This window comes from Pseudomonas sp. R2-60-08W, assembly GCF_003852335.1.
Taxonomy (GTDB): domain Bacteria; phylum Pseudomonadota; class Gammaproteobacteria; order Pseudomonadales; family Pseudomonadaceae; genus Aquipseudomonas.
Genome location: NZ_CP027731.1, coordinates 4,604,405 through 4,629,906 on the forward strand (window position 1 = coordinate 4,604,405; position 25,502 = coordinate 4,629,906).

Sequence of the window (25,502 nt, forward strand, 5' to 3'; positions counted from 1 at the left end):
CGCTGGCCGGAATTCGACAGTGATTTGGGGGGTAAACCGGCAGGGATGCCGGTTTAGCCGCCCCGCGCCATGGATGGCGCGTGGCGGCGGCCCCCCAAATCGCTGTCGGATTACGGGCACACCGAGCCTAAGCGAGGTGCCGAGTGGTGGGGCAAGAGCGTTTTGCTTAATTTTGCGCTTTTCAAAAGTGAGACGCCGTAAGGGCGGAACCCATAGCAGCCGTTACCGCAGCAACGGATATGTACTCGCCCTGATCCAGCATCCTGGTCGGCTGTCAGGCCGCCATCGGGAGCAAGTCGAATCGTCGCACCGCCCCTCCCACATTTGGATCGCGCGGCATCAGTCAGATAGCTATAGGCCGCCAAGTCGCCACGGGAGCAAGCTCCCTCGCCACAGGTTCAGGGCTACGCCAAAGTTGTGTAGATATCTATGCTCATCGGGGGCAAGCCCCCTCCCACAGTTAATCGCGTACACCCGCAAAGCATATGCTCGACTGTCAGTCGCTCAACCACGGGGCAGGAACACATCGGCCAGCAGTTGATTGCGCGGCAGTCCTGCCAGAAACAAGCGCTTGGAAAGGGCTTCGACGCTGTCGGGATGCCCGCAGACTAAGGCCAGCGTTTGCCGCGAAATAAGCCGCAGGTGCCCCAATGCCTGGGCCAACTCATCTGCGGTCCACAACTCCACCGTAAGGTTCTGATGCTGCGCGGCCAGCGCCGTCAGGGGTTCGGCCAGGTAGTGAGCCTGGGCATCATGAGCCAGGTGAATGACGCGGATGGCACCTTGGTGATCCTGGCGCAACGCTTCACGCAACACCCCCCACAACGGACCCAGCCCAGTGCCGGAGGCCAGCAGCCACAGCGGCCGGGCTTGCCAGTCGGGATCATACTGCAGCGCCCCACCCCGCAACTCACCCAGGTTTAAAGCATCACCGATCTTGAAGTGGCGAGCGGCATCGCTGAATGCCCCGGGTTGACGGCAATCGATATGAAACTCCAGGTACGGGTCCTGCTGGGGCAAGCTCGCCAGGGAATACGGACGTGCCACCTGCCCTGCCCACAACACCAGATGCTGCCCGGCGCGGTATCGCAGGCCACGCTCGGGTTGAAGGCGCAGGCGCAGCACCGTCGGACTCAGCCAATCCGCACCCACCACCTGCGCCGCCATGCCGTCGCGCAGCGGGTCAAAGGCTTCGACCCGCAGATCGCCGCTGACCCGACACTGACACGCCAGGCGCCAGCCGTCCTGGCGTTGCGCCGGGCTCAACGCCTGAGGTTGCTTGTCTTCAACCTCGCCCTGGCAGCGCACCAGGCAGGCATGGCAACTTCCGGCGCGGCAACTGAAGGGCACGGCCACCCCCGCCTGGTTCAAGGCGTCCAGCAGGTTGCTGCCGGTAGTCACCGGCCAATGGCGTTCGCCGACGTACAGTTCAGGCATACAAGGACTCAATCACAAGGGGCGCGCACAGGGAATCATGCCTGCGACAGTTTGACCATAGTCGGGTGTATCAGCCACCGTGCCGGGTTATACTGCCGCGCCTTTTTAGCGTCGCGCCTGCACCAGTGGCGTGCCTTGGAAAGGTGGTTTCAGCCGACCGATGCACCCTCACTGAAGCCACCTTATTGAATGTTCCCTTATAGAGGAGCGCGACTCATGACCGTGATCAAGCAAGACGACCTGATTCAGAGCGTTGCCGACGCCCTGCAATTCATTTCCTACTACCACCCCGTTGATTTCATCCAGGCGATGCACGAGGCCTATCTGCGCGAAGAATCGCCGGCCGCCCGTGACTCCATCGCCCAGATCCTGATCAACTCGCGCATGTGTGCCACCGGCCATCGGCCAATCTGCCAGGACACCGGTATCGTGACCGTGTTCGTGCGCGTGGGCATGGATGTACGTTGGGATGGCGCCACCATGGGCCTGGACGACATGATCAACGAAGGCGTGCGTCGCGCCTACAACCTGCCGGAAAACGTCCTGCGCGCTTCCATCCTTGCCGACCCGGCAGGCGCGCGCAAGAACACCAAGGACAACACCCCGGCGGTGATCCACTACTCCATCGTCCCGGGTAACACCGTGGAAGTGGACGTGGCCGCCAAGGGCGGTGGTTCCGAGAACAAGTCGAAAATGGCCATGCTCAACCCGTCCGACTCGATCGTCGACTGGGTGCTCAAGACTGTTCCGACCATGGGCGCCGGCTGGTGCCCACCGGGCATGCTCGGCATCGGCATTGGCGGCACCGCCGAGAAAGCTGCGGTGATGGCCAAGGAAGTGTTGATGGAATCCATCGACATCCACGAGCTGAAAAAGCGCGGCCCGCAGAACCGCATTGAAGAGATGCGCCTGGAGCTGTTCGAAAAGGTCAACCAACTGGGCATCGGCGCCCAGGGCCTGGGTGGCCTGACCACCGTGCTCGACGTGAAGATCATGGACTACCCGACCCACGCCGCGTCCCTGCCGGTGTGCATGATCCCCAACTGCGCCGCCACCCGCCATGCGCACTTCGTGCTTGACGGTTCGGGCCCGGCGTCGCTGGAAGCGCCACCGCTGGACGCCTACCCGGAAATCGTCTGGGAAGCCGGCCCATCGGCCCGTCGCGTCAACCTCGATACCCTGACGCCTGAAGAAGTGCAAAGCTGGAAACCGGGCGAAACGGTGTTGCTCAACGGCAAGATGCTCACGGGTCGCGACGCGGCGCACAAGCGCATGGTCGAGATGCTGAACAAGGGCGAAACCCTGCCGGTGGACCTCAAGGGCCGTTTCATCTACTACGTCGGCCCGGTTGATCCGGTGCGCGAAGAAGTGGTTGGCCCGGCGGGCCCGACCACCGCGACGCGGATGGACAAGTTCACCCGTCAGATCCTCGAGCAAACCGGCCTGCTGGGCATGATCGGCAAATCCGAGCGCGGCCCGACCGCCATCGAAGCGATCAAGGACCACAAGGCCGTGTACCTGATGGCCGTGGGCGGCGCCGCTTACCTGGTGGCGCAGGCCATCAAGAAATCGCGCGTCGTCGCGTTCGCCGAACTGGGCATGGAAGCGATCTACGAGTTCGACGTGAAGGACATGCCGGTCACCGTTGCGGTGGACAGCAAGGGCGAATCCGTACACATCACCGGTCCTGCGATCTGGCAGAAGAAGATCAGTGAAAGCCTGGCGGTAGAAGTGCAGTAAGCAAAGGTGGGAGGGGGCGTGCTCCCTCCCACACAAGTTTCGGGCAGCCCATGCTATGGTGCTCGCCCCCACTGCGCCTGTTCATCCTCGTATGATCGCAATCCCTCGCCCCCTGCGCCTGACCTTCTATTCCCTGCTGATCGTCGCCGGTGCGGTGCTGGCGGCAGCTCTGGCCACGCGCCATGCCGAACGCCAGGCCTTGGTGGACGACGCCGCCCGTGCCAATCAACAGCTGGCGCTGTATGCCAACTCGCTGCACACCCTGATCGAACGCTACCGTGCCCTGCCCGCCGTGCTGGCGCTGGACTCGGAAATGATCAACGCCTTGAAAGGCCCGCTGGACGCCACCACCCAGGACCTGCTCAACCGCAAGCTGGAACGCATCAACGGCGCCGCCCAGTCTTCCACCCTCGAATTGATGGACCGCACCGGCCTGGCCGTGGCCGCCAGCAACTGGAACCTGCCCAGCAGCTATGTGGGGCACAACTACGCGTTTCGGCCGTATTTCAGCCAGACCCTGAGCCAGGGCACCGGGCGCTTTTACGCGGTGGGGGTGACCACCGGCATACCGGGTTACTTTCTTTCCAGCGCCGTGGTCGACGAACACGAGCAGTTTCTCGGCGCCATGGTGGTCAAGCTCGAATTCCCCGAGCTGGAGCGTGAATGGGCCCAGGGTAACGACCTGCTGCTGGTCAGCGACGCGCGCGGGATCGTGTTTATCGCCAACCAGCCGGGCTGGCGCTACCGCAACCTGCGTGCGCTGTCGGCCAGCGACCTGGCCGAACTCAAGGCCACCCGCCAATACGACAAAAAGCAATTGCAGCCGCTGGAGACCAACACCTTGCAGCGCTTCGGCGACAACAGCCACCTGATGCGCGTCAACGGCCCCGACGGCAACGCCAACTACATCTGGGAATCGCTGCCGCTCAAAGCCGAAGGCTGGACCCTGCATCTGCTGCGCAAACCCCAGTTCCCGTTTGAAGACCAACGCAACGCCGGCCTGGCCGCCGCCGGGTCCTGGCTGGCATTGGTGTTCCTCGTGCTGTTTTTGAGCCAACGCTGGCGCCTGGCGCGTCTGCGTCAACGCAGCCGTGAAGAGCTCGAGCAATTGGTCGAGGAACGCACCCGGGCCCTGCGCACCGCCCAGGATGGCCTGGTGCAGTCGGCCAAGCTGGCGGCACTGGGGCAGATGTCCGCTGCCCTCGCCCATGAAATCAACCAACCGCTGACCGCCCAGCGCATGCAATTGGCGACCCTGCGGCTGTTGCTCGACCACGGCCGCGTGGACGATGCCTACAAGGCACTCACACCACTGGATGACATGCTCACCCGCATGGCCGCGCTGACGGGCCATCTCAAGACCTTCGCGCGTAAAAGCCCCAGCGGCCTGCGCGAACGCCTGGACCTGGCCACCGTGGTCGATCAATCCCTGCACCTGCTCGACGCACGCTTGCGAGATGAAGCCATCGGCGTAGTGCTGGACCTGACCCGCCCGGCCTGGGTACGCGGCGACGCGATCCGCCTGGAACAAGTGCTGATCAACCTGCTGCGCAACGCCCTGGATGCCATGGCCGACAAGCCGCGCAAACGCCTGGAAATCCGCCTGCACGCCGACCAGCAGCTCTGGCAGTTGAGCGTCAGCGACAGCGGCGGTGGGATCGCCGAAGAACACTTGAACAATGTATTCGACCCCTTCTTCACCACCAAGCCGGTGGGTGACGGGCTCGGCTTGGGGCTGGCCGTGTCCTACGCTATCGTGCATGAACTGGGCGGACGCCTGATCGCCGGCAACCGGGGCGACGGCGCGATATTTACCCTGACCTTGCCTGTCGCGCTGGAGACGCCCGACCTATGTTGAACGCGGTGATTGTGGTGGATGACGAAGCCAGCATTCGTACGGCCGTCGAACAATGGTTGAGCCTGTCCGGGTTTGCGGTGCAGTTGTTCAGCCGTGCCGAGGAATGCCTGGCGCAGTTGCCCAGGGACTTCCCCGGCGTGATCCTCAGCGACGTGCGCATGCCCGGCCTCAGCGGCCTGGAGCTGCTGGCCGAAGTGCAGCGGCGCGATGCCGACTTGCCGGTCATCCTGCTCACCGGCCATGGTGACGTGCCGATGGCCGTCGAAGCCATGCGCGACGGCGCCTACGACTTCCTGGAAAAACCCTTCAGCCCGGATGCGCTGCTCAATAGCCTGCGCCGCGCGCTGGATAAACGCGGGCTGGTCCTGGAAAACCGCCGCCTGCATCAGCAAGCCGATCATCGCGCCCAGCTGGAATCCAGTCTGCTCGGAGTATCCAAGAGCCTGCAAACCCTGCGACGCCAAGTGCTGGACCTGGCAACGCTGCCGGTCAATGTATTGATCCGCGGTGAGACCGGCAGCGGCAAAGAGCTGGTTGCGCGCTGCCTGCATGATTTCGGCCCGCGAGCGAAAAAGCCGTTTGTCGCGCTCAACTGCGCCGCGATCCCCGAGCAGCTGTTCGAAGCCGAGCTGTTCGGCCATGAAAGCGGCGCGTTCACCGGCGCCCAGGGCAAGCGGATCGGCAAGTTGGAATACGCCCATGGCGGCACGCTGTTCCTCGATGAAATCGAAAGCATGCCCTTGGCCCAGCAGGTAAAACTGCTGCGCGTGTTGCAAGAGCAGAAGCTGGAGCGCCTGGGTTCCAATCAGAGCATTCATGTGGATTTACGCATCATCGCGGCCACCAAGCCGGACTTGTTGGAAGAGGCCCGCGCCGGGCGCTTTCGCGAAGACCTGGCGTATCGTCTCAACGTCGCGCAACTGCGCCTGCCGCCGTTGCGCGAGCGGCGCGAAGACATCCCGCTGCTGTATGAACATTTTGCCCAGGACGCTGCCCAGCGTTTGGGCCGCAGCGCCGAGCCGCTAAGCGGTCCGGCGCTGGGACGCCTGCTCAGTCATGACTGGCCAGGCAACGTGCGCGAGCTCGCTAACGCTGCCGAACGCCAAGTGCTGGGGCTTGGCGAGCCGGAACCGGAGGGCATCGAGGCCGGGCAATCCTTGGCGGCGCAGCAGGAAGCCTTCGAGGCGCATTGCCTGAAAGCTGCGCTGACCCGGCATAAAGGCGATATCAAGGCGGTGCTGGCCGAACTGCAACTGCCGCGCCGGACTCTCAATGAAAAGATGCAGCGGCATGGGTTGGCAAGGGAGATGTTTCTCTAGCGGTCTTCAGATCGCCATCGGGGGCAAGTCGAATCGTTGCACCGCCCCTCCCACATTTTGACCTCATTGTTCCTGAATAAACGCGGTCCACTGTGGGAGGGGGCTTGCCCCCGATGAGGCCAGCAGCCATAAGCGGATTTCCGCTCATCAGTCCAAAACCATCAGCGACATTCCGCTCAAAAAAATTCTGCAACCCTTCTAAACCGGGCCTTCAACCACCTGGCACAGCTCCTGCTACAGCCCGAACCAGGCTGCGCACGCGCCGCTCCATAAAAACAACTAGATGAAGGATCCTTCAATGGATAACACCAACACCCTGCCTCTGGGGTCGGCGGCCGCGCCGGCAAAAGAACGCACAACCTCCAGCCGGATCAGATCGATCTTCAGCGGCTCCGTCGGCAACATGGTCGAGTGGTACGACTGGTACGTCTACGCCGCTTTCTCGTTGTACTTCGCCAAAGCCTTCTTCCCCAAAGGCGACACCACCGCCCAATTGCTCAATACCGCCGCCATCTTCGCCGTGGGCTTTTTGATGCGCCCGATCGGCGGCTGGTTGATGGGCCTGTACGCCGACAAGGTCGGGCGCAAGAAAGCCCTGATGGCCTCGGTCTACCTGATGTGCTTCGGCTCGCTGTTAATTGCCCTGAGCCCAGGCTATGAAATCATCGGTATCGGTGCGCCCATCCTGCTGGTGTTTGCCCGCCTGCTGCAGGGGCTGTCGGTCGGTGGCGAATACGGCACCTCCGCCACTTACCTCAGCGAGATGGCGACCAAGGAGCGTCGTGGTTTCTATTCCAGCTTCCAGTACGTCACCCTGATCTCGGGCCAGCTCATCGCCCTCGCGGTGCTGATCGTGCTGCAGCAAGTGCTGACCACCGAGCAACTGTATGCCTGGGGCTGGCGCATTCCGTTCGCCATCGGCGCGCTGTGCGCAGTGGTTGCGCTGTACCTGCGGCGCGGCATGGAAGAAACCGAGTCATTCACCAAGAAAGAAAAAGCCAAGGAAAGCGCGATGCGCACCTTGATGCGCCACCCCAAGGAACTGCTCACCGTGGTCGGCCTGACCATGGGCGGCACCCTGGCGTTCTACACCTACACCACCTACATGCAGAAATACCTGGTGAACACCGTCGGCATGAGCATCTCCGACTCCACCACCATCTCGGCGGCGACGCTGTTCCTGTTCATGTGCCTGCAACCCTTGGTCGGCGGCCTGTCGGACAAGATTGGCCGTCGGCCGATCCTGATCGCCTTCGGCATCCTCGGCACTCTGTTCACGGTGCCGATCCTCACTACCCTGCACACCATCCAGAGCTGGTGGGGCGCGTTCTTCCTGATCATGGCGGCGCTGATCATCGTCAGCGGCTATACCTCGATCAACGCAGTGGTGAAAGCCGAGCTGTTCCCAACTGAAATCCGCGCCCTGGGCGTAGGCCTGCCCTATGCCCTGACCGTGTCGATCTTCGGCGGCACCGCTGAATACATCGCGCTGTGGTTCAAGAGCATCGGCATGGAAACCGGCTATTACTGGTACGTGACCGCGTGTATCGCGGTGTCGTTGGTGGTCTACGTGACCATGAAAGACACACGCAAACACTCGCGCATCACCACCGACTAAAAAATGTGGGAGGGGGCTTGCTCCCGATAGCGGTGTGTCAGTCAGCTAGTGTGTAGCTGATACACCGTCATCGGGGGCAAGCCCCCTCCCACATTAGTTTGTGTTGTTTGTTCAATCAGGAAAGCTCTGCGACCTCGCGTTGCCCATAGCGCCGCTGCGCATACGACGCGCCGGCAATCATCACCACCAGCACCGCTGCCAACACCGCCGACGAACCAATGGTGCCAAAATCCAACCCGCCCTTTTCATGGGGTTTGGTCAGGAAGTCGCCCAGCGTCGCGCCAAACGGCCGGGTCAGCACGAACGCCACCCAGAACAACAGCACCGACGAGATCCGGGTGAAGTACTTCAGCGCCACCACCACAGCGATGGTCGAGCCGATCAACAGCGCACCGCCGGCAAAGCCGAGCCCCGAATCGTCCGCCAGGAAATCGCCCAATGCCGTGCCCAAGGTGTTGGAGAACAGGATCGCCATCCAGTAAAACAACTCGCCCCGGAAGGTCTGCACCTTGTTCACGTTCAGTGAATCACCGCTGAGGTGCCACATCGCGAAGATGATCATCAAGATCACGATCAGGATCATCGACCCTGTGGCGTATCCCAGGCCGAGGGTGCGGTCCATGAAGTCCGACATCGTGGTGCCGGCTGTGCTGGTGGACAGGATCACGATCCAGTAGAGCACCGGGTTGTAGGTTTTCGACCAGAGTTGCGTCACCAGGGTGACCAGGAACACGCTGATCAGGATCATCGAGCTGATGGCGTACCCGACATTCAGCGTCATCGACAGCAAATCCCCGGCGGTTTCGCCCAGGGTGGTTGCGCAGATTTTCATGACCCAGAACGCCAGGGTGATCTGAGGAAGTTTATTCATAGGTGGGAAGGCTCCGAAGCTCAGTCATTCAATGGCCGACTTATAGGGGTGTCGACCTGGCGCGCAGACTGAACGGGGAGCTGTGAAAAATAGGTGGGCGAGGAATGAAAATTCCATATTGTCGATGGAAATTGGCCGTCATGGATTGCACTATGGCTGCCTCCCAGATCCCGCAGCAGGAACCCCGGCCCATGTCCGACGATATCCATTTCTACGAACCCGCCAACGGCCACGGCCTGCCCCATGACCCGTTCAATGCCATCGTCGGCCCACGCCCGATCGGCTGGATCTCATCCCACGACCGCGAGGGCCGCCTTAACCTGGCGCCCTACAGTTTCTTCAATGCGTTCAACTACATTCCGCCGATCATTGGATTTTCCAGCGTGGGGCGCAAAGACAGCCTGAACAATATCGAGCAGACCGGCGAGTTTGTGTGGAACCTAGCGACCCGCCCACTGGCCGAGCAGATGAACCAGAGTTGCGCAGCCGTTTCGCCAGAGGTGAATGAATTCGAGTTGTCCGGCCTGACGCCGGTGGCGTCGAAAGTCGTCGGCGTACCGCGAGTGGGCGAGAGCCCGGTGTCGTTCGAATGCAAGGTGACGCAGATTATCCAGCTGCAACGCGCCGACCAGCAGCTGGTACCCAGCTGGCTGGTGCTGGGCGAAGTGGTCGCGGTGCACATCGCCAAATGGCTGCTCAAGGACGGGATCTACGACACAGCCGCCGCCGAGCCGATTTTACGCGGTGGCGGCCCGGCGGATTATTTCCAGCTGGGGCCGGAGGCGCTGTTCAAGATGTACCGCCCAGGCGCCAAAAAGCCTGACTGAAACACAGTCAACCTGTGGGAGGGGGCTTGCTCCCGATTGCGGTGTGTCAGTCAACTAATGTGTAGCTGATACACCGCTATCGGGAGCAAGCCCCCTCCCACATTTGGATCGTCGGTGGCCTTTAGTTGGAGGCAGTTGCCCAGGCAAGTTGACCCTCTGCATCCACGTCGACCAGGCATTCAAGCTGCACCGCCGCCGCATCATCGGCGTCGGAAGCCGTCTTGAACGTCTGCCCATCGAGAATCTTGTGAAAGCGCGGTGCACCCATGCCGTCCAGTGCCTTGACGGCGATGGCGGCACTGTAGCCGCCCTCTCCCGGTACTACGGCGGAAACGGCTTCGTGGTGGGCAAATTGTTTACGTGCCATGTTTGAACGTCCTGGCCAATGAAAAGTCGGCCATTCTAACGCTCTAGCCGGCCAGTTGCAGGTACTCGCCGTAGGCTTTGACGGCGGATGCATCGGTGAAGGTCTGGAAGTCCATGCTGCGCACGACCATGTCGTTCAGCAACTCGGTGAAGATCATCAGGGCCGGAGAATTGAAGTAGGCGCTCATCGCCTGCTCGCTGCTCCAGAAGCCCGAAATCAGCCATACATCGGGATCGGTCTGGGAATGCTGCACGGTAAATTGCAGGCAACCCTGAGCCTGTCGGCCCGGTTCGATCAAGCTGCTCAAGCGTGCACCGAGTTCGGTGCTGCACCCGGTACGGGCACGGACAAAGGCCATATGGCTCGCGGGAATGGGGGTGGACATGTTCGACTCTCCCGTTGAGAAGTGATGCTCGGCAAGCACTGTGAGGGCGTGTTGCCACAGGATCAAAGATAGCGGCGCCGGTGTGGTCACGGTTAGTCAATTCCTGCCGGCTTATTGCACAATCCTGCGAGAAGCGTAGGCATGACGTTCCGGCGCTGGATTTATTCCAGGCCCGAACGGCATATTTCAGGGAGATGACAGCCGCCTTGCTTGCCTGATTCACGATAAGCCGCAGGATCAGGCAAGGATTGTGCAGAATCGACGTAACACTTTTTGAATACCCACCACTAAGCTGAGCACCATTCAACCAGTGTGTAGAGGACGCCCCATGTCGTCGCCCGACCTCAAGCCCATGCCCCTCGATGCCGAGATGGAAAAGCAGCGTGCCGAACTGGCCAGCATCGTGCACCGCCATACCTGGGAAGATGGCTCCTACGGCACGGCGATCACTTCGCTGTACCTGAACCGCCACAACACGCCGCGTGACTTCATGCCGGTGCTGGTGGAGCCGGCACTGTGCATCCTCGCCAGTGGCAGCAAGGAAGTGCGCCTGGCCGACGAAATCTTTGCCTACGACCCGCTCAATTATTTGGTGTTCTCGGTCGCCATGCCGGTGGCCGGGCGAATTATCGACGCCACCCCCGAAGACCCCAACCTGTCGGTGCGCATCAATATCGACCCGGCCCAGCTCACCGCACTGATCGCCGAAGCCGGCCCGATGGGTGTGCCGTCGCGTCCAACTTCCCGAGGCATGTACGTCGACCGCATCGACCATCAGTTGCTTGATGCCGTGCTACGCCTGACCCGCCTGCTGGATACGCCCAAAGACATCGCGATGCTCGCCCCGCTGATCAACCGCGAAATTCTCTACCGCTTGTTGCGCGGGCCCCAAGGCTATCGCCTGTATGAAATCGCCGTGGCCAACAGCCAGAGCCACCGAGTGAGCCAGGCGATCAAATGGTTGAACGGCAACTACGAACAGCCGCTGCGCATCGATGACCTGGCTCGGGAAGTGAACCTGAGCGTCTCGACCCTGCACCACCGTTTCAAGGCGATCACCGCCATGAGCCCGCTGCAATACCAGAAACAACTGCGCTTGCAGGAAGCTCGGCGGCTGATGATTGCCGAAGGACTGGAGGCCTCGGCGGCGGGGTATCGGGTGGGATATGAAAGCCCGTCGCAGTTCAGCCGGGAGTACAGCCGGTTGTTTGGCGCGCCGCCGTTAAGAGACTTGGCCAGACTGCGTCAAAGCATCTGACCTGACACAGACAAAATGTGGGAGGGGGCTTGCTCCCGATAGCGGTGGGTCAGTCAGCTGATGTGTAGCTGATAGACCGCCATCGGGAGCAAGCCCCCTCCCACATTGGGTCCTGCGTGTATTCAGTCTAATCCGCGCGGTAGCTGGAGGGTCACCCGCAACCCACCCTCGCGCAAATTCTGCAAACTCACCTCACCGCCATGGCTATGGGCGATATTGCGTGCAATCCCCAACCCCAGCCCATAGCCCTGCTGCTGCCCGGCCAGGCGAAAGTGCGGTTCGAACACCTGCTCCAACCGCTGTTCCGGCACGCCGGGGCCTTCGTCGTCCACATGCAGGATGAACTCGGCGCCATCGTCCTCGATGTGCAAATGCGCGTTCTGCCCGTATTTCAGCGCATTGTCGATCAGGTTGCCGATGCAGCGCTTGAGCGCCAGCGGCTTGCCCGGATAGGTGGTCAGGGCCTGCCCATGCTGGGTCACCCGCCCATTGCCGTTGGGCGCAAGGTAAGGCTCCACCAGGCATTCGAGCACATGGTTGAGGTCCACCGGCTGGATGTTCTCGTGGATATCGGTGTCTTTCACGCATTGCAACGCGCCTTTGACCAGCAATTCCAACTCATCCAGGTCGCGGCCGAATTTGGCTTGCAGGTTTTCGTCTTCGAGCAATTCCACGCGCAGGCGCAGGCGTGTGATGGGTGTGCGCAAGTCATGGGATATCGCGCTGAACAACTGGCTGCGCTCAGTCAAGTAACGGCTGATGCGCTCACGCATGGCATTGAACGCACGACCGACTTCCACCACCTCACTGCCGCCGCCTTCGGCCACCGGCTCAACATCCGCGCCCAGGGACATGTCCCGCGCCGCCCGCGCCAGGCGCTTGAGCGGGCGGCTCTGCCAATGCACCAGCAAGCCGATGAACAGCAGCAGGAAACCGCTGGTCAACACGATAAACCACACCTGCTGGGCTGGCAGGCCTTGTTCTTCAAGGCTGGTGTAGGGTTCGGGCAGCAGCGAGGCGATGTACAACCATTCACCGGGAGCGAGCTGGATCTGGGTGACCAGCACCGGCGGGTTGACCGGCTCCAGGGTCAATGCGTAGTGAGCCCAGGAGCGCGGCAGTTCGTCGAGCTTAAGCCCGGCATTGAAGATGCGCAGGTCTTCGGCGCTGACGAACTCCACCGAGATATGCACATCGGCGCCGAGGGTCTGGCGCAGCACGTCGTCCACGGCCACCAGCACCGCCTGCTTGCGCGGGGTTTCGGGCAAGACCTGCATGTCCAGCGGGCGATCGTTGAGGGTCACCACAAAACGCGTGCCGCCCATGCTGCGCAACTGGTCGAGCACCAGCGGGCGATAGGCCACCGGTAATGAACGAAAATAACTCACGCTGGCGGTCATCGAATGCGCCAGGCTGCGGGCAGCCGTCACCAGGCCTTCGAGCTGGGTAGCGCGCAGTTGCGACACCCAAATCACGCTGGATAACGCCTGGGCAAACAGCACCGCCAACAGGGTCAGCAGTAACATCCGCCCCAGCAGCGAACGCGGTACCGGGATCCGCCGGCGTAGTTCACGCAGGCGTTCAGTGGGCATTGCCGGCAACCACGCTGGCTGCCAGTTGATAGCCGCTGCCGCGCACGGTGCGGATCAGCCGGGGTGGTTTTTCGGTATCGCGCAGGCGCTGGCGCAGGCGGCTGACGGCCATGTCGACGATGCGGTCCAGCGGCATCAGGTCGCGGCCCCGGGTAGCGTTGCCGATGGTGTCGCGGTCGAGGATCTGTTGCGGATGGTCGAGAAACAACTTGAGCAAGGCAAAGTCGGCGCCAGAGAGGATCACCTCTTCGCCGTCCACGTGAAACAGGCGATGGCTGATCATATCCAGGCGCCATTCATCGAACACCAACACCTCGCCGCCACTGCTGCGCTCCTGGCCGAACTGGCAGCGTCGCAGCAGCGCCTTGATCCGCGCCTGTAGCTCGCGGGGGCTGAACGGCTTGCCGATATAGTCATCGGCGCCCAGTTCCAGGCCGATCACGCGGTCGGCTTCGTCGGAACTGGCGGTGAGCATGATGATCGGCACCTGCGCCTGGCGCGGATGCTGGCGGATCCAGCGGCAGAGGCTGAAACCGTCTTCATCGGGCAACATCACATCCAGGATGACCAGGTCGCACGGCGCCTCGTTCATCGCCTGGCGGAACCCCGCGCCATCGGCCACGCCACGGACCTGGAAGCCGGCGCGACTGAGGTAGGTTTGCAGCAATTCGCGGATTTCCTGGTCGTCGTCGACGAGGAGAATCGATTTACTGATTACGCTCACGGGGTCCTCCTTGTTGTTATGAGGTGCTCTTGATGGCCTCATCGGGGGCAAGCCCCCTCCCACACCTTGAATTGTGAACGCCTTCAAATGTGGGAGGGGGCTTGCCCCCGATGAGGCCGTCACAGCCTAAGCAAATGCCTGCTCAAGCGCCACACCCGCGCCGGTCAACCCGGAATACGGCGCGGTCACCAGCCACACCGGGATGCCCTTGAAGTAGTCACTCATGCAGCCTTTGTCGGCAAAGCTCCTGGCAAAACCGCTGCGGATAAAAAAGTCGGCAAACCTCGGTATCACCCCGCCCACGATATACACACCGCCACGCCCGCCCGTGGTCAGCACATTGTTGCCGGCCACTCGGCCCAGCCAGATGCAGAACTGGTCGAGCACTTCCAGCGCCACCGGATCGCCCGCCAACCCCGCCGCCGTGATGGCCTCGGGCGTGTGCAGTACCGGTGTGTGCCCGTCCACCGCACAGATCGCCCGGTACAGGCGCGGCAAACCGCCCCCGCTCAACGCAGTTTCAGCGCTGACATGGCCGATCTCGCTGTAGATGTGTTGCCACAACTGGGTTTCACGCGGGCTGCTCAGGGGCAGGTCGACATGGCCGCCCTCCCCCGGCAACGCCGCCCAACGGCCTGCGCCGAGGTCCAGCAAGGTACCGACCCCCAGCCCGGTGCCCGGGCCGATCACCACGGCCGGGCGCAACGGCTCCGGAGTACCCTCGCACACCACGCGAAATTCATCGGGCTGCAGGCGAGTCATGCCCAGGGCCATGGCCGAGAAATCGTTGACCAGCAGCAATTCGTCCACCTGCAACGCCTGGCAGAAAGCCGTCTTGCTCAGGCGCCAGTGATTGTTGGTGAACTTGAATTCATCGCCGCTCACCGGGCCGGCCACCGACAGGCACACCGCACCAATGTCACCCAGCACCAGGCCTACCTCCTTGAGATAGACCTTGATGGCCTCCTCAGGGCTTGCGTGATCCACCGTGGCCTGCACGCGGATCGAATGCAGTGCCTGATCTCGCCACAACGCAAAACGGGCGTTGGTACCCCCGATGTCACCGACCAGCGCTAACTTCACTTAAGCGTCTCCAAGGCACAGGTAAAGGCGCTGGCGCCTTGCTCTGCGGAGCTTGCGGCCAAGCGCATGAATGCAAACAACTCGCGACCGGCGCCCACGTTATTGCCCAGCAGGCCCGTGGCCGGCGTGCGCGCGGCAAATTCTTCGGCGTCCACCTTAAGCTCCAGGGTGCCGGTAACGCCATCGACGCGAATGATATCGCCATCCTGGACCCGCGCCAGCGGCCCGCCGCTCTGGGCTTCGGGGTTGACGTGGATCGCGGCGGGAATCTTACCCGAGGCGCCGGACATACGCCCGTCTGTCACCAGGGCGACTTTGAACCCACGGTCCTGCAACACGCCAAGGAACGGCGTCATCTTGTGCAATTCGGGCATGCCGTTGGAGCGCGGGCCCTGGAAGCGCATCACCGCGACAAAGTCTTTTTCCAACTGGCCCGCCTTGAAGGCGTCAGCCAGGTCCTGTTGGTCCTGGAACACCACCGCCGGCGCTTCGACCACTTGGTGCTCGGGCGCTACTGCCGAGACTTTCATCACGCCACGGCCGAGGTTGCCTTCCATCACCCGCAGGCCGCCTTCGGGCGAAAACGCACGGGCCACGGGGCGCAGGATGGTTTCATCGAGGCTTTCGATGGGGCCTTCGCGCCAGATCAGTTCGCCGTCGACCAGGAACGGTTCCTGGGTGTAACGGCTCAAGCCCTTGCCCGCCACGGTGTTGACGTCTTCGTGCAGCAGGCCGGCTTCGAGCAGTTCGCGGATCAGGAACGACATGCCGCCCGCCGCCTGGAAGTGGTTGATGTCAGCCTTGCCGTTCGGGTACACGTGCGACAGGGTCGGCACCACTTCGGAGAGGTCGGCCATGTCCTGCCAGGTCAGGATAATGCCCGCCGACATGGCGATAGCCGGCATGTGCAGGGTGTGGTTGGTGGACCCGCCCGTGGCGTTGAGGGCGACGATGGAGTTGACGAGTGACTTCTCGTCGACGATCTCGCCAATCGGCGTGAAGTTGCCGTTGGCCTTGGTCAGGCGTGTGACCTGGTGCGCGGCCTCGCGGGTGAGTGCATCGCGCAGCGGCGTATACGGATTGACGAACGAGGCGCCCGGCAGGTGCAGGCCCATCACTTCCATCAACAGTTGGTTGGTATTGGCGGTGCCGTAGAAGGTGCAGGTGCCGGGGCTGTGGTAGGACTTCATTTCCGATTCCAACAGCTCTTCGCGGGTGGCCTTGCCTTCGGCGTAGCGCTGGCGCACATCGGCTTTCTGCTTGTTGGAGATGCCCGACGGCATCGGCCCGCCGGGCACGAAGATCATCGGCAGGTGGCCGTAGCGCAGCGCGCCCATCATCAGGCCGGGGACGATCTTGTCGCAGATGCCCAGCATCAACGCGGCGTCGAACATGTTATGGGACAGCGCGACCGCCGTGGACATGGCGATCACTTCACGGCTGAGCAGGCTCAGCTCCATACCCGGCTCGCCCTGGGTCACGCCATCGCACATGGCGGGCGTGCCGCCGGCGAACTGGCCGACCGAGCCGACTTCGCGCAGGGCTTTCTTGATTTGTTCAGGGAAGTGTTCGTACGGCTGATGCGCCGAGAGCATGTCGTTATATGAAGAAACAATTGCCACGTTGGCGGCATTCATCATGCGCAGACTGTTTTTGTCTTCGGTGCCGCAACCGGCCACGCCGTGGGCGAAGTTGGCGCACTGCAGCTTGCCGCGCATCGGACCGTCGCTGGCTGCGCCGCGAATGAGCGCAAGGTAAGCCTCGCGTGTGGCGCGGCTGCGGGCGATAAGCCGTTCGGTGACCTCAAGGACGCGGGGATGCATGTATAGAACTCCAGGCTAACGGATGTGGCGACCTGAGTGTCTATGCTGATCAAACGCCCGCAGCGCATGGATGGCAGGCAGTCGTTTGGATCATCGGACCAGTTGATTCAGGTCACTCGTTGTAGATTGAACAAAATATTGCCACTAAAAAGGCTTGTTTTCTATTTTTATGCGAATAATCTTGTAATTCTTACAACAAATCGACGATAGGCACTTTCCAATGACTCTACGTATCGCAATCAACGGTTTTGGCCGTATCGGCCGTAATGTTCTGCGCGCACTGTATACCCAAGGCTATCGCCAGGATTTGCAGATCGTCGCCATCAATGATCTGGGCGACAGCTCGATCAATGCCCACCTGCTCAAATATGACACCGTGCATGGCACATTCGAAGCAGAGGTAGCCCACGATCAGGAAAGCCTGACCGTCAATGGCGACCGGATCGCCGTGAGTGCCATTCGCAACCCGGCCGACCTGCCGTGGGCCGCACACAAGATCGACGTGGTGTTCGAATGCACCGGCCTGTTCACCGACCGTGACAAGGCCGCCGCCCATATTAGCGCCGGTGCGCGCAAGGTGATCATCTCTGCCCCGGCCAAGGGCGCGGATGCGACCGTGGTCTACGGTGTAAACCATGACATTTTGCGTCAATCGCACCAGATCATTTCCAACGCGTCGTGCACCACCAACTGCCTGGCGCCGGTGGCCCAAGTGCTGCACCGCGAACTGGGCATCGAAAGCGGCCTGATGACCACGATTCACGCCTACACCAACGACCAGAACCTCACCGACGTCTACCACACCGACCCGTACCGCGCACGTTCGGCCACCCAGAACATGATCCCGAGCAAGACCGGCGCCGCTGAAGCCGTCGGCCTGGTATTGCCGGAACTGGCGGGCAAGCTGACCGGCATGGCCGTGCGCGTGCCGGTGATCAACGTGTCGCTGGTGGACCTTACGGTGCAGTTGAAAAAAGAAGCCACGGCCGATGAAGTCAACGCGCTGTTGAAGCACGCCAGCCAGCATTCGAAAATCCTCGGCTACAACACCCTGCCGCTGGTTTCCAGTGACTTCAACCATAACCCGCTGTCTTCGATCTTCGATGCCAATCACACCAAGGTGAGCGGCAAGTTGCTTAAAGTGCTGGCTTGGTATGACAACGAGTGGGGCTTCTCGAACCGGATGCTGGATAACTGCCTGGCGCTGTGCAACGCCGAGTAACACGACCTGCTCATTCCCACGCGCTGCGTGGGAATGCAGCGCCGGACGCTCTGCGTCGCGCTCCGGAGGTTGTGACGCGGAGCGTCACAGGATGAATTCCCACGCAAAGCGTGGGAACGATCAAGCCACTTGCCATTTGAGTTGATGATAAGCATTATCATTAACTGCAAATCGGTCTGGTATCACTGTGAGCCAATCTCGCTTCAACCACGTCTTTCTCACCCAACGGGTGATTCTGCTGCGCACGCTGCAACGCATGGTGAATAACCACAGCACCGCCGAGGACCTGTTGCAGGAAACCTACCTGCGCGTGACCCGGGCCCTGAGTGAGCGGCCGATCGACCACCTTGAACCCTTCGTCTACCAGACCGCGCGCAACCTGGCGCTGGATCATTTGCGTTCACGCAGGATCCAGGCCCGCACCCTGCAGGAAGATGTCCCGCTGGATATCCTGCAAAGCGTTGCCGCCCCGATCAGCACACCCGAAGACGCGACCCAGGCCGAGCAATTGCTCGAGCACCTGAGCGTCAGCCTGGGCCAGTTGAGTGCTCGCCAGCAGCGGATCTTCATCCTCAGCCGCCTGCACGGTTGCAGCTACCAGGAAATCGCCGATCAGCTGCAGGTGTCCTTGAGCACCGTACAAAAGGAACTGAAGTTGATCATGGCCATCTGTGTAGGTGTGGCCGAACGGCTGGATCAGCCTTAAGCTTCACGCCGACAGAAGTGTCGATCCAGGCTGTAGGAAAAATGAATAGAACGTGGCGAAGACCCGAGGAACACCGTGACGGACCCGAATAAACTGCGCCCCCACGAGCTGGCTCACGAGGTGCTGCAAGACACGGCCATGGACCAAGCCCTCGATTGGCTGATCGCCTTGCAGTGCCCGCAACCCGGCCAACAAGCTGCGTTCCAAGCCTGGCTGGCCGAGGACCCCGCGCACGCCCACGCCTTCAGCAAAGCCCAGGCCGCCTGGGGTGCCGCGCCCGTACACAGCGCCGCCGTGGCCCTGGCCGCGCCACGCAGGCCGAGCGCCTGGCGCCGGATCAAACCGCATTGGAAACCCTTGGCCACCGCCGCCGTGCTGCTGCTCGGCCTGTTCAGCTTCAGCAACCTGCCGGTACGCCTGCAGGCCGACCACCTCACCGTGGTCGGTGAACGCCAGCGCCTGCAACTGGACGAGGGCGCCAACGTATTGCTGAACACCAATTCGGCGTTTTCCAGCCGCATCAAGGACCACCAGCGCATCGCCCGCCTCTACCAGGGCGAAGCGTTTTTCGACATCGCCCCCAGCCGTGGCCTGCCGCTGGAAATTGACGCCGGCCCGGTGCGCGCCAGCGTGCGCGACACAGCGTTTGCCGTGCGCTATCTCGACGGCGAAGCCCAGGTGCAAGTGCAGCGCGGCGATGTCGACCTGAGCAACACCGTCGACGACGCCCGGGTGCGCCTGAGTGCCGGTGAAAGCATCCGCATCGGCCCCAAGGGCTTTGGTCAGCCGGCCAAGCTGGACGCCGGCAAGGACCTGGCCTGGGTCCAGGGCCGACTGGTGTTCGAAAACTGCCCGATGGGCGAAGTGCTGACGGAGCTGCGTCGCTATTATCCGGGCTGGATCGTCAACACCAACGACAAGCTCGCCGGTGTCGCCGTCACCGGTAACTATCGGCTCGACCAACCGCTGGACGTGGTGCGTTCCCTGGCCCACATCACCTCGGCCAAGCTGTCGGAATACCCGGCGCTGGTGATCTTGAACTAAATGAGAATTATTTTTACTCGATGCTGAACGGCGATACGTCTTGTTATAGCCAATGCAACTGATTCCTATTTGGTTCGGTTCGCAACTATAAGATTCGTATCTCCGGAGCGCTCTCGATGTCCTCTCGTTTCAACCGCCGGTCTTGTTCGCCCGTCCTTTCTCTGCTGACCGCCGCCATACTGATGGCCGGCGCGCCGGCAATGGCCGCCACTGCCGCCGAACCCGCACCGCGCAGCCAAGGCAATTACACCTTCAGCATCGAACAGCAGCCCTTGGTATCAGCGCTGAACGCTTTCACCGGCGTGACCGGCTGGCAAGTCGGCCTGCCGGCTGAGTTGGGCCAGGGTGTGTCGTCCCCTGGCGTGCGCGGAGCGTTGTCGCCGGAGAAAGCGCTGGAGCGGCTGTTGGTGGGGACCAACCTGAGCTATCGCAAGCTGGGCAACAACAACATCGTCCTGGAGAAACGTGCCGCCGGCGGCGCCCTCAACCTGCAGCAGGTGACCATCAGCGCCACTCGTACCGAGCAGGATGTGGGCAGCGTACCGAGCATGGTCAGCGTGCACGACCGCCAGGAACTGGACCGCCAGAACGTCAACACCACCCGTGAGCTGGTGCGCTACGAACCGGGCGTGTCGGTGGGCGGCGCCGGTACGCGCTCGGGCAATGCCGGCTATAACATTCGCGGTATCGACGGCGACCGCATTCTTACCCAGGTCGACGGCGTGGAAGTGCCGGACAACTTCTTCAACGGCCCCTACGCCAAGACCCGGCGCAACTACGTCGACCCGGAAATCGTCAAGCGCGTGGAGATCCTGCGCGGGCCGGCCTCGGCCCTGTACGGCAGCAGCGCCATTGGCGGCGCGGTGAGCTACTTCACCCTCGACCCGGATGACATCATCCAGCCCGGGCAGGACGTCGGCGCGCGCCTGAAGACCGGCTACAGCTCCGCCGACGAAAGCTGGCTGACCTCCGCCACCGTCGCCGGCCGTGTGCAGGACGTCGAAGGTTTGCTGCACCTGAGCCAGCGCAACGGTCACGAAACCGAAGCCTATGACGGCAACAACGCTACCGGCCTGGCCCGCACCGGCGCCAACCCGGAGGACGCACGCACCACCAACGTGCTGGCCAAACTGGGTTGGAATTATGGCGACGATAACCGCCTGGGTCTGACGTACGAGAAGTACAAGGATGATCGCGACGTCAACCTGAAGAATGCGGTGGGCGGCCCGTTCATTGGCGGGCGTGGTTTCAACCTGTACCGTGACCGTCGCGGCAACGACACCATTACCCGTGAACGTTTCGGCCTGGAAAACAGCTTCGCCCTCGACTCGCCGATGGCCGACCGCATCAAGACCAGCCTCAACTACCAGATCGCCAAGACCGACCAGACCACCGCTGAAATCTATCAGCCGGGCCGTCGCGTATTGCGCACCCGCGACACCCTGTACGAAGAAAAGCAGTGGGTCTTCGATGCACAGCTGGACAAGGCCTTCAGCCTGGGCGACACCGAGCACCAGGTGACCTACGGCACCACCCTCAAGCAGCAGAAAGTCACCGGTTCGCGTGAAGGCAGCGCCACCTGCCTGGCGGTCGGCAGCGGCTGCACCGCCATCGGCGCGCCCAGCCCGTCGGCCGGCGACAGCGTGAAGAAATCCAGCGATTTCCCCGACCCGACCATCAACACCTACTCGCTGTTCGCCCAGGACCAGATCAGCTGGAATAAATGGACCTTTCTGCCCGCCGTACGCTACGACTACACCCGGCTCAAGCCCAAGCTGACCGAGGAATTCCTCAGCACCGTAAACCCCACCGGTGAATATGCGGTCGACGGCAAGGACAAAACCTGGCACCGCGTCACGCCCAAGTTCGGCCTGACCTACGCCCTGACCGATCAATACACCTGGTTCGGCCAATACGCCGAAGGTTTCCGCACACCGTCCGCCAAGGCGCTGTACGGCCGCTTCGAAAACCTCAACCTGGGCTACACCGTGGAGCCCAACCCCGACCTCAAGCCGGAAACCAGCAAGGGCATCGAAACCGGGCTTCGCGGCAAGTTCGACGCGGGCTCGTTTGAAATCGCCGTGTTCTACAACAAATACCGCGACTTCATCGACGAAGACAACGCGGTGGTCGGCGGCACCGTCGAGCAGTTCCAGGCGGTGAATATCAAACGCGCCACCATCAAGGGCGCCGAAGCCAAGGGCCGCCTGAACCTGGACGCCTTCGGTGCGCCGCAAGGCCTGTATACCCAGGGAGCGGTGTCCTACGCCCATGGCCGCAACGACGACAACGGCCAGCCGCTCAACAGCGTCAACCCGCTCAAGGGCGTCTTCGGCCTGGGCTACGATCAGGACAGCTACGGCGGCCTGCTGAGCTGGACCCTGGTGAAAAAACAGAATCGCGTCGACAGCAGCACCTTCCACGCCCCGGACGGTGACACCAGCGGCCCGTTCAAGACGCCAGGGTTCGGCATTCTCGACCTGAGCGCCTACTACAAAGTCACCCACGACGTGACCATCAACGGCGGCGTCTACAACCTCACCGACAAGAAGTACTGGAACTGGGATGACGTGCGCAGCTACGACAGCGTCGGCGAAGCCGCGGTGACCGGCCCGGCCAACCTCGATCGCCTGACCCAGCCGGGTCGCAACTTCGCGATCAATGTGATCTGGGACATCTGACGCCAACCGCTGCATCTCGCCGCGATGTTCGAGCGGCGAGATGCGGAATTTTTACTGTGCTGCGTCTTCCTGTTCGTCTAGTTGATAACCGCTCTCTTCAGAGCCAGAAAGGCGCTCCCCCTCTCAAGGACTTTTTCATGACCGCTTCTCCTACCGCAGAACGTCCAAGCCTGCGCTCCCAGCGCCTGAACCAGATCACCCACGCGCCACACACCAGGCTCGATGCGTTGGTGAAGGCCCACGCCCCGTTTGCAACCCAGGCCAACTTTGCCCGCTTCGTGGTGGCGCAATACCTGTTCCAATCGGAGTTGGTGGCGCTGTACAACGATGCCGAACTGAACCGGATCATCCCCAACCTGGCCGAACGCTGCCGCGCAGACGCCGCCAGACTCGACCTGGGCGACCTCGACACCGACGTGCCGGCCCCGGTTGCCGGGGCGGTGAACAATCCGAGTGTGGCCGAAGCCTTGGGCTGGCTGTTCGTCTCCGAAGGCTCCAAATTGGGCGCTGCCTTCCTGATCAAACGGGCCGTGGGCCTGGGCCTGAGCGAAACCTTCGGCGCGCGTCACCTGGGCGAGCCGGCGGGCGGCCGTGCCGAAGGCTGGAAAAGCTTCACTCGCACCCTCGATGCAATGCAATTGAGCGCCGAGGAAGAAGCCGCCATGGATAAAGGCGCCATCGATGCGTTTGTGCGCTTCACCGTCTTGCTGGAACAGGCGTACGCTAGCGCCCCTGAACTGGCCTGATCTTGAATTGAAATGCAATCAACTGTGGGAGGGGGCTTGCTCCCGATAGCGGTGTACCAGCAACGAATTCCATAACTGACCCACCGTCATCGGGAGCAAGCCCCCTCCCACATTTAAACCGCACTTCAATGCTGACTTTTTGTTACCTCCTGATTGCACACACCATGACCGGCAAACCCCAATCCACCTCGAAAATCGCGCAGATCCTCTACGGCCTGCTGGCCTACGTCAGCCTGGGGATCGGCTTGGTGGCGATTGTCATACCGGGTTTGCCCACCACCGAATTCATCCTGCTTGCCGCCTGGGCCGCGACCAAAAGCTCGCCACGCCTCAGCGCCTGGCTGGAAAACCACCGCCTGTTCGGGCCGATTCTGTTCAACTGGCGCAATGGCAAGATCATCGCGCGCCGGGCCAAAGTCAGCGCCACCGTCAGCATGTTGCTGTGCGCCGCCCTGATGCTGGTAATGCTTGATCATGGCTGGCCGATCTACCTGGCGATCGCCGGCATGAGCCTGGGCAACCTGTGGATCTGGTCGCGCCCCGAACGGCTTGCACGGCCCGTATAACGTGTGTGTAGGGGTTTTCCTACCGCTCATCGCCTGTCACTCATGAATTGATTTGTTACGCCGATGTTTCAGACATGGCGCCGAATGGACTTGGCTCTGCGCATCTCAACAAGTCCATTCGTGAGTGAACCTATGTTCGACACCCTCTCTATCCGCTTGAAAATCGTGCTGCTGTCCGGCCTCTGCCTGTTAGGGGTGATCGCACTGGTGGTCGGCATCAACATCTACAACACCAACCAGAACGATCAATTGGTCAGTGACTCAAGCTCACGAATGCTGACTGCCAGCGTAGAACAGCTGCTGCAAGCCAAGGCGGCCGAACAGGCCGTGCAGTTGCAGAAAACCTTCAACGAAAACCTGCTAGTGGTCACCGCTCTCGCCGATCAAGTCAAAGACCTGCGCACCCTGGGGGCCAAGCGCTCGCTGGACGCGGGTGCCTTGCGCGAAGACATCAACCAGAGCGTAAAAACCGCTTTTGAGCGTAACACCAAGGTGCTGGGCATCTGGCTGTCGTTCGAACCCAACGGACTGGATGGCAAGGACAGCGAGTTCGTCGACGACAAAGCACGCGTCTCCAACGAAAAAGGCCGCTTCTCCAGCTACTGGAGCCGGGCCGGCGGCGCCAGCCTGAACACGATCATGGTTGAAGATGACCTGACGAAAACCAGCCTCAACCTCAGCGGCACGCCCTACAACATTTGGTACACCTGCCCACGGGACACTCGCACTACGTGCCTGTTGGACCCCTACGAAGACACGGTGGCCGGCAAACCCGTGCTGATGACCACCATCTCCCTGCCCTTGATCGTGGATGGCAAGGTTATCGGCGTCGTCGGTGTCGATATCGCCCTCAACGCCCTGCAAGCGGTCACCGATGCGGCGCAGAAAGACCTGTTCAACGGCGCGGCGCACTTGGAGGTGCTGTCCAGCACCGGTCTGATCGCGGCCTACAGCGGTGAACCGGCCAGAGTGGGCAAGAACCTGATCGACACGCTCGGCGCCGAAGGCAAGGAGATCGTACAGCTGCTCGCCAGCGACCGCCCCATGATCCGCGAGCAGGACGAGACCATTCGCGCCGTGTACCCCGTCAAGCCGATACCCGACGCCAAATCCTGGGGCGTGGTGATCAAACTGCCCAAAGCGGTGATGCTGGCCGATAACGTGAAGCTGCAAGGTGTGCTTGATGAGGCACAGGCCACAGGCACCCTCAAGGCCTTGCTGGTAGCGGCTGCCGCCGCCCTGGTAGGCCTGCTGCTGATCTGGCTGACGGCCACTGGCGTGACCCGCCCGATCAACAGCGTGGCGGCCATGCTCAAAGACATCGCCAGCGGCGACGGCGACCTCACCCAGCGCCTGGCCTACTGCAAAAAAGACGAACTGGGCGAGCTGGTGAACTGGTTCAACCGCTTCCTCGACAAGCTGCAACCAACTATCGCGCAGATCAAACAAAGCATCACCGAAGCGCGCGGCACTGCCGACCAGTCTTCGGCCATTGCGCGCCAGACCAGCGAAGGCATGCAGGTGCAATTTCGCGAAATCGACCAGGTGGCCACCGCGTCCAATGAGATGAGCGCCACCGCCCATGACGTCGCCAACAGCGCCTCCAATGCCGCCAGCGCGGCACGCGGCGCGGAT

At 61.9% G+C, this 25,502-nt stretch carries 20 protein-coding genes and 1 pseudogene; 13 read left to right on the forward strand and 8 right to left on the reverse strand.

Annotated features, from left to right (window positions below; all coding sequences use genetic code 11):
* Positions 1-504: 504 nt before the first annotated feature.
* Positions 505-1,437: an iron-sulfur-binding ferredoxin reductase gene (locus C4J90_RS21000; protein ID WP_124420733.1), complete on the reverse strand. Its 933-nt coding sequence runs from the start codon at positions 1,435-1,437 to the stop codon at positions 505-507.
* A 216-nt stretch (positions 1,438-1,653) separates the two neighbouring features.
* On the opposite strand from C4J90_RS21000, the gene C4J90_RS21005 reads away from it, so the two are divergent.
* The 4 genes from C4J90_RS21005 to C4J90_RS21020 all read left to right on the forward strand — a co-directional run bounded on the left by C4J90_RS21005 (position 1,654) and on the right by C4J90_RS21020 (position 7,972).
* Positions 1,654-3,177: a fumarate hydratase gene (locus tag C4J90_RS21005; protein WP_010208051.1), complete on the forward strand. Its 1,524-nt coding sequence runs from the start codon at positions 1,654-1,656 to the stop codon at positions 3,175-3,177.
* A gap of 91 nt (positions 3,178-3,268) precedes the next feature.
* Entirely contained in the window at positions 3,269-5,035 is a 1,767-nt protein-coding gene (locus C4J90_RS21010) for an ATP-binding protein (protein ID WP_124420734.1), read from the forward strand.
* A complete protein-coding gene (locus C4J90_RS21015; RefSeq protein ID WP_124420735.1) occupies positions 5,029-6,354 on the forward strand; it encodes a sigma-54 dependent transcriptional regulator in 1,326 nt (441 codons plus the stop codon). The genes C4J90_RS21010 and C4J90_RS21015 overlap by 7 nt, the downstream gene beginning before the upstream one ends.
* Before the next feature lie 298 nt (positions 6,355-6,652).
* On the forward strand, positions 6,653-7,972 hold the full coding sequence (locus C4J90_RS21020) for an MFS transporter (protein ID WP_124364215.1): 1,320 nt from the start codon (positions 6,653-6,655) through the stop codon (positions 7,970-7,972).
* Between the two features lie 115 nt (positions 7,973-8,087).
* Here C4J90_RS21020 and C4J90_RS21025 read toward each other — a convergent pair whose 3' ends face one another.
* Positions 8,088-8,843, reverse strand: coding sequence for a hypothetical protein (locus C4J90_RS21025; protein WP_124415498.1), 756 nt, complete (start codon positions 8,841-8,843; stop codon positions 8,088-8,090).
* A 191-nt stretch (positions 8,844-9,034) separates the two neighbouring features.
* On the opposite strand from C4J90_RS21025, the gene C4J90_RS21030 reads away from it, so the two are divergent.
* Positions 9,035-9,670, forward strand: a complete 636-nt coding sequence (locus tag C4J90_RS21030) for a flavin reductase family protein (RefSeq protein WP_124415499.1) — start codon at positions 9,035-9,037, stop codon at positions 9,668-9,670.
* 121 nt (positions 9,671-9,791) lie between these two features.
* Here C4J90_RS21030 and C4J90_RS21035 read toward each other — a convergent pair whose 3' ends face one another.
* On the reverse strand, positions 9,792-10,037 hold the full coding sequence (locus C4J90_RS21035) for a hypothetical protein (RefSeq protein WP_124420736.1): 246 nt from the start codon (positions 10,035-10,037) through the stop codon (positions 9,792-9,794).
* 43 nt (positions 10,038-10,080) lie between these two features.
* Positions 10,081-10,422 (reverse strand): antibiotic biosynthesis monooxygenase family protein, encoded by a 342-nt coding sequence (locus tag C4J90_RS21040; protein ID WP_124364218.1) that lies wholly within the window; start codon positions 10,420-10,422, stop codon positions 10,081-10,083.
* Between the two features lie 328 nt (positions 10,423-10,750).
* Here C4J90_RS21040 and C4J90_RS21045 point away from each other — a divergent pair, with 328 nt between their 5' ends.
* Positions 10,751-11,680, forward strand: a complete 930-nt coding sequence (locus C4J90_RS21045) for an AraC family transcriptional regulator (RefSeq protein WP_124364219.1) — start codon at positions 10,751-10,753, stop codon at positions 11,678-11,680.
* Positions 11,681-11,802: 122 nt separating this feature from the next.
* On the opposite strand, the gene C4J90_RS21050 is transcribed toward C4J90_RS21045, so the two are convergent.
* The 4 genes from C4J90_RS21050 to edd all read right to left on the reverse strand — a co-directional run bounded on the left by C4J90_RS21050 (position 11,803) and on the right by edd (position 16,902).
* Positions 11,803-13,272, reverse strand: a complete 1,470-nt coding sequence (locus C4J90_RS21050; protein ID WP_124364220.1) for an ATP-binding protein — start codon at positions 13,270-13,272, stop codon at positions 11,803-11,805.
* Complete coding sequence (locus tag C4J90_RS21055; protein WP_124364221.1) at positions 13,262-13,996, reverse strand: response regulator; 735 nt, start codon at positions 13,994-13,996, stop codon at positions 13,262-13,264. Before C4J90_RS21055 ends, C4J90_RS21050 begins: the two co-directional genes overlap by 11 nt.
* 126 nt (positions 13,997-14,122) lie before the next feature.
* Positions 14,123-15,079: a glucokinase gene (locus C4J90_RS21060; protein ID WP_124364222.1), complete on the reverse strand. Its 957-nt coding sequence runs from the start codon at positions 15,077-15,079 to the stop codon at positions 14,123-14,125.
* Positions 15,076-16,902, reverse strand: coding sequence for a phosphogluconate dehydratase (gene edd, locus C4J90_RS21065; protein ID WP_124415501.1), 1,827 nt, complete (start codon positions 16,900-16,902; stop codon positions 15,076-15,078). Before edd ends, C4J90_RS21060 begins: the two co-directional genes overlap by 4 nt.
* A gap of 220 nt (positions 16,903-17,122) precedes the next feature.
* On the opposite strand from edd, the gene gap reads away from it, so the two are divergent.
* From gap to C4J90_RS27505, 7 genes and pseudogenes are all read left to right on the forward strand, one after another.
* Complete coding sequence (gene gap, locus C4J90_RS21070; protein ID WP_124364224.1) at positions 17,123-18,124, forward strand: type I glyceraldehyde-3-phosphate dehydrogenase; 1,002 nt, start codon at positions 17,123-17,125, stop codon at positions 18,122-18,124.
* Positions 18,125-18,311: 187 nt separating this feature from the next.
* Complete coding sequence (locus C4J90_RS21075) at positions 18,312-18,830, forward strand: RNA polymerase sigma factor (RefSeq protein WP_124368204.1); 519 nt, start codon at positions 18,312-18,314, stop codon at positions 18,828-18,830.
* Positions 18,831-18,905: 75 nt separating this feature from the next.
* Positions 18,906-19,874, forward strand: a complete 969-nt coding sequence (locus C4J90_RS21080) for a FecR domain-containing protein (protein ID WP_124420737.1) — start codon at positions 18,906-18,908, stop codon at positions 19,872-19,874.
* A gap of 116 nt (positions 19,875-19,990) precedes the next feature.
* Complete coding sequence (locus tag C4J90_RS21085) at positions 19,991-22,555, forward strand: TonB-dependent receptor (RefSeq protein ID WP_124420738.1); 2,565 nt, start codon at positions 19,991-19,993, stop codon at positions 22,553-22,555.
* A gap of 137 nt (positions 22,556-22,692) precedes the next feature.
* Positions 22,693-23,301, forward strand: a complete 609-nt coding sequence (locus C4J90_RS21090; RefSeq protein WP_124420739.1) for a biliverdin-producing heme oxygenase — start codon at positions 22,693-22,695, stop codon at positions 23,299-23,301.
* 164 nt (positions 23,302-23,465) lie between these two features.
* Positions 23,466-23,867 (forward strand): YbaN family protein, encoded by a 402-nt coding sequence (locus tag C4J90_RS21095; RefSeq protein WP_124420740.1) that lies wholly within the window; start codon positions 23,466-23,468, stop codon positions 23,865-23,867.
* Positions 23,868-24,140: 273 nt separating this feature from the next.
* Positions 24,141-25,232, forward strand: a pseudogene (locus C4J90_RS27505) (cache domain-containing protein); the annotation flags it as partial.
* Positions 25,233-25,502: the final 270 nt, after the last annotated feature.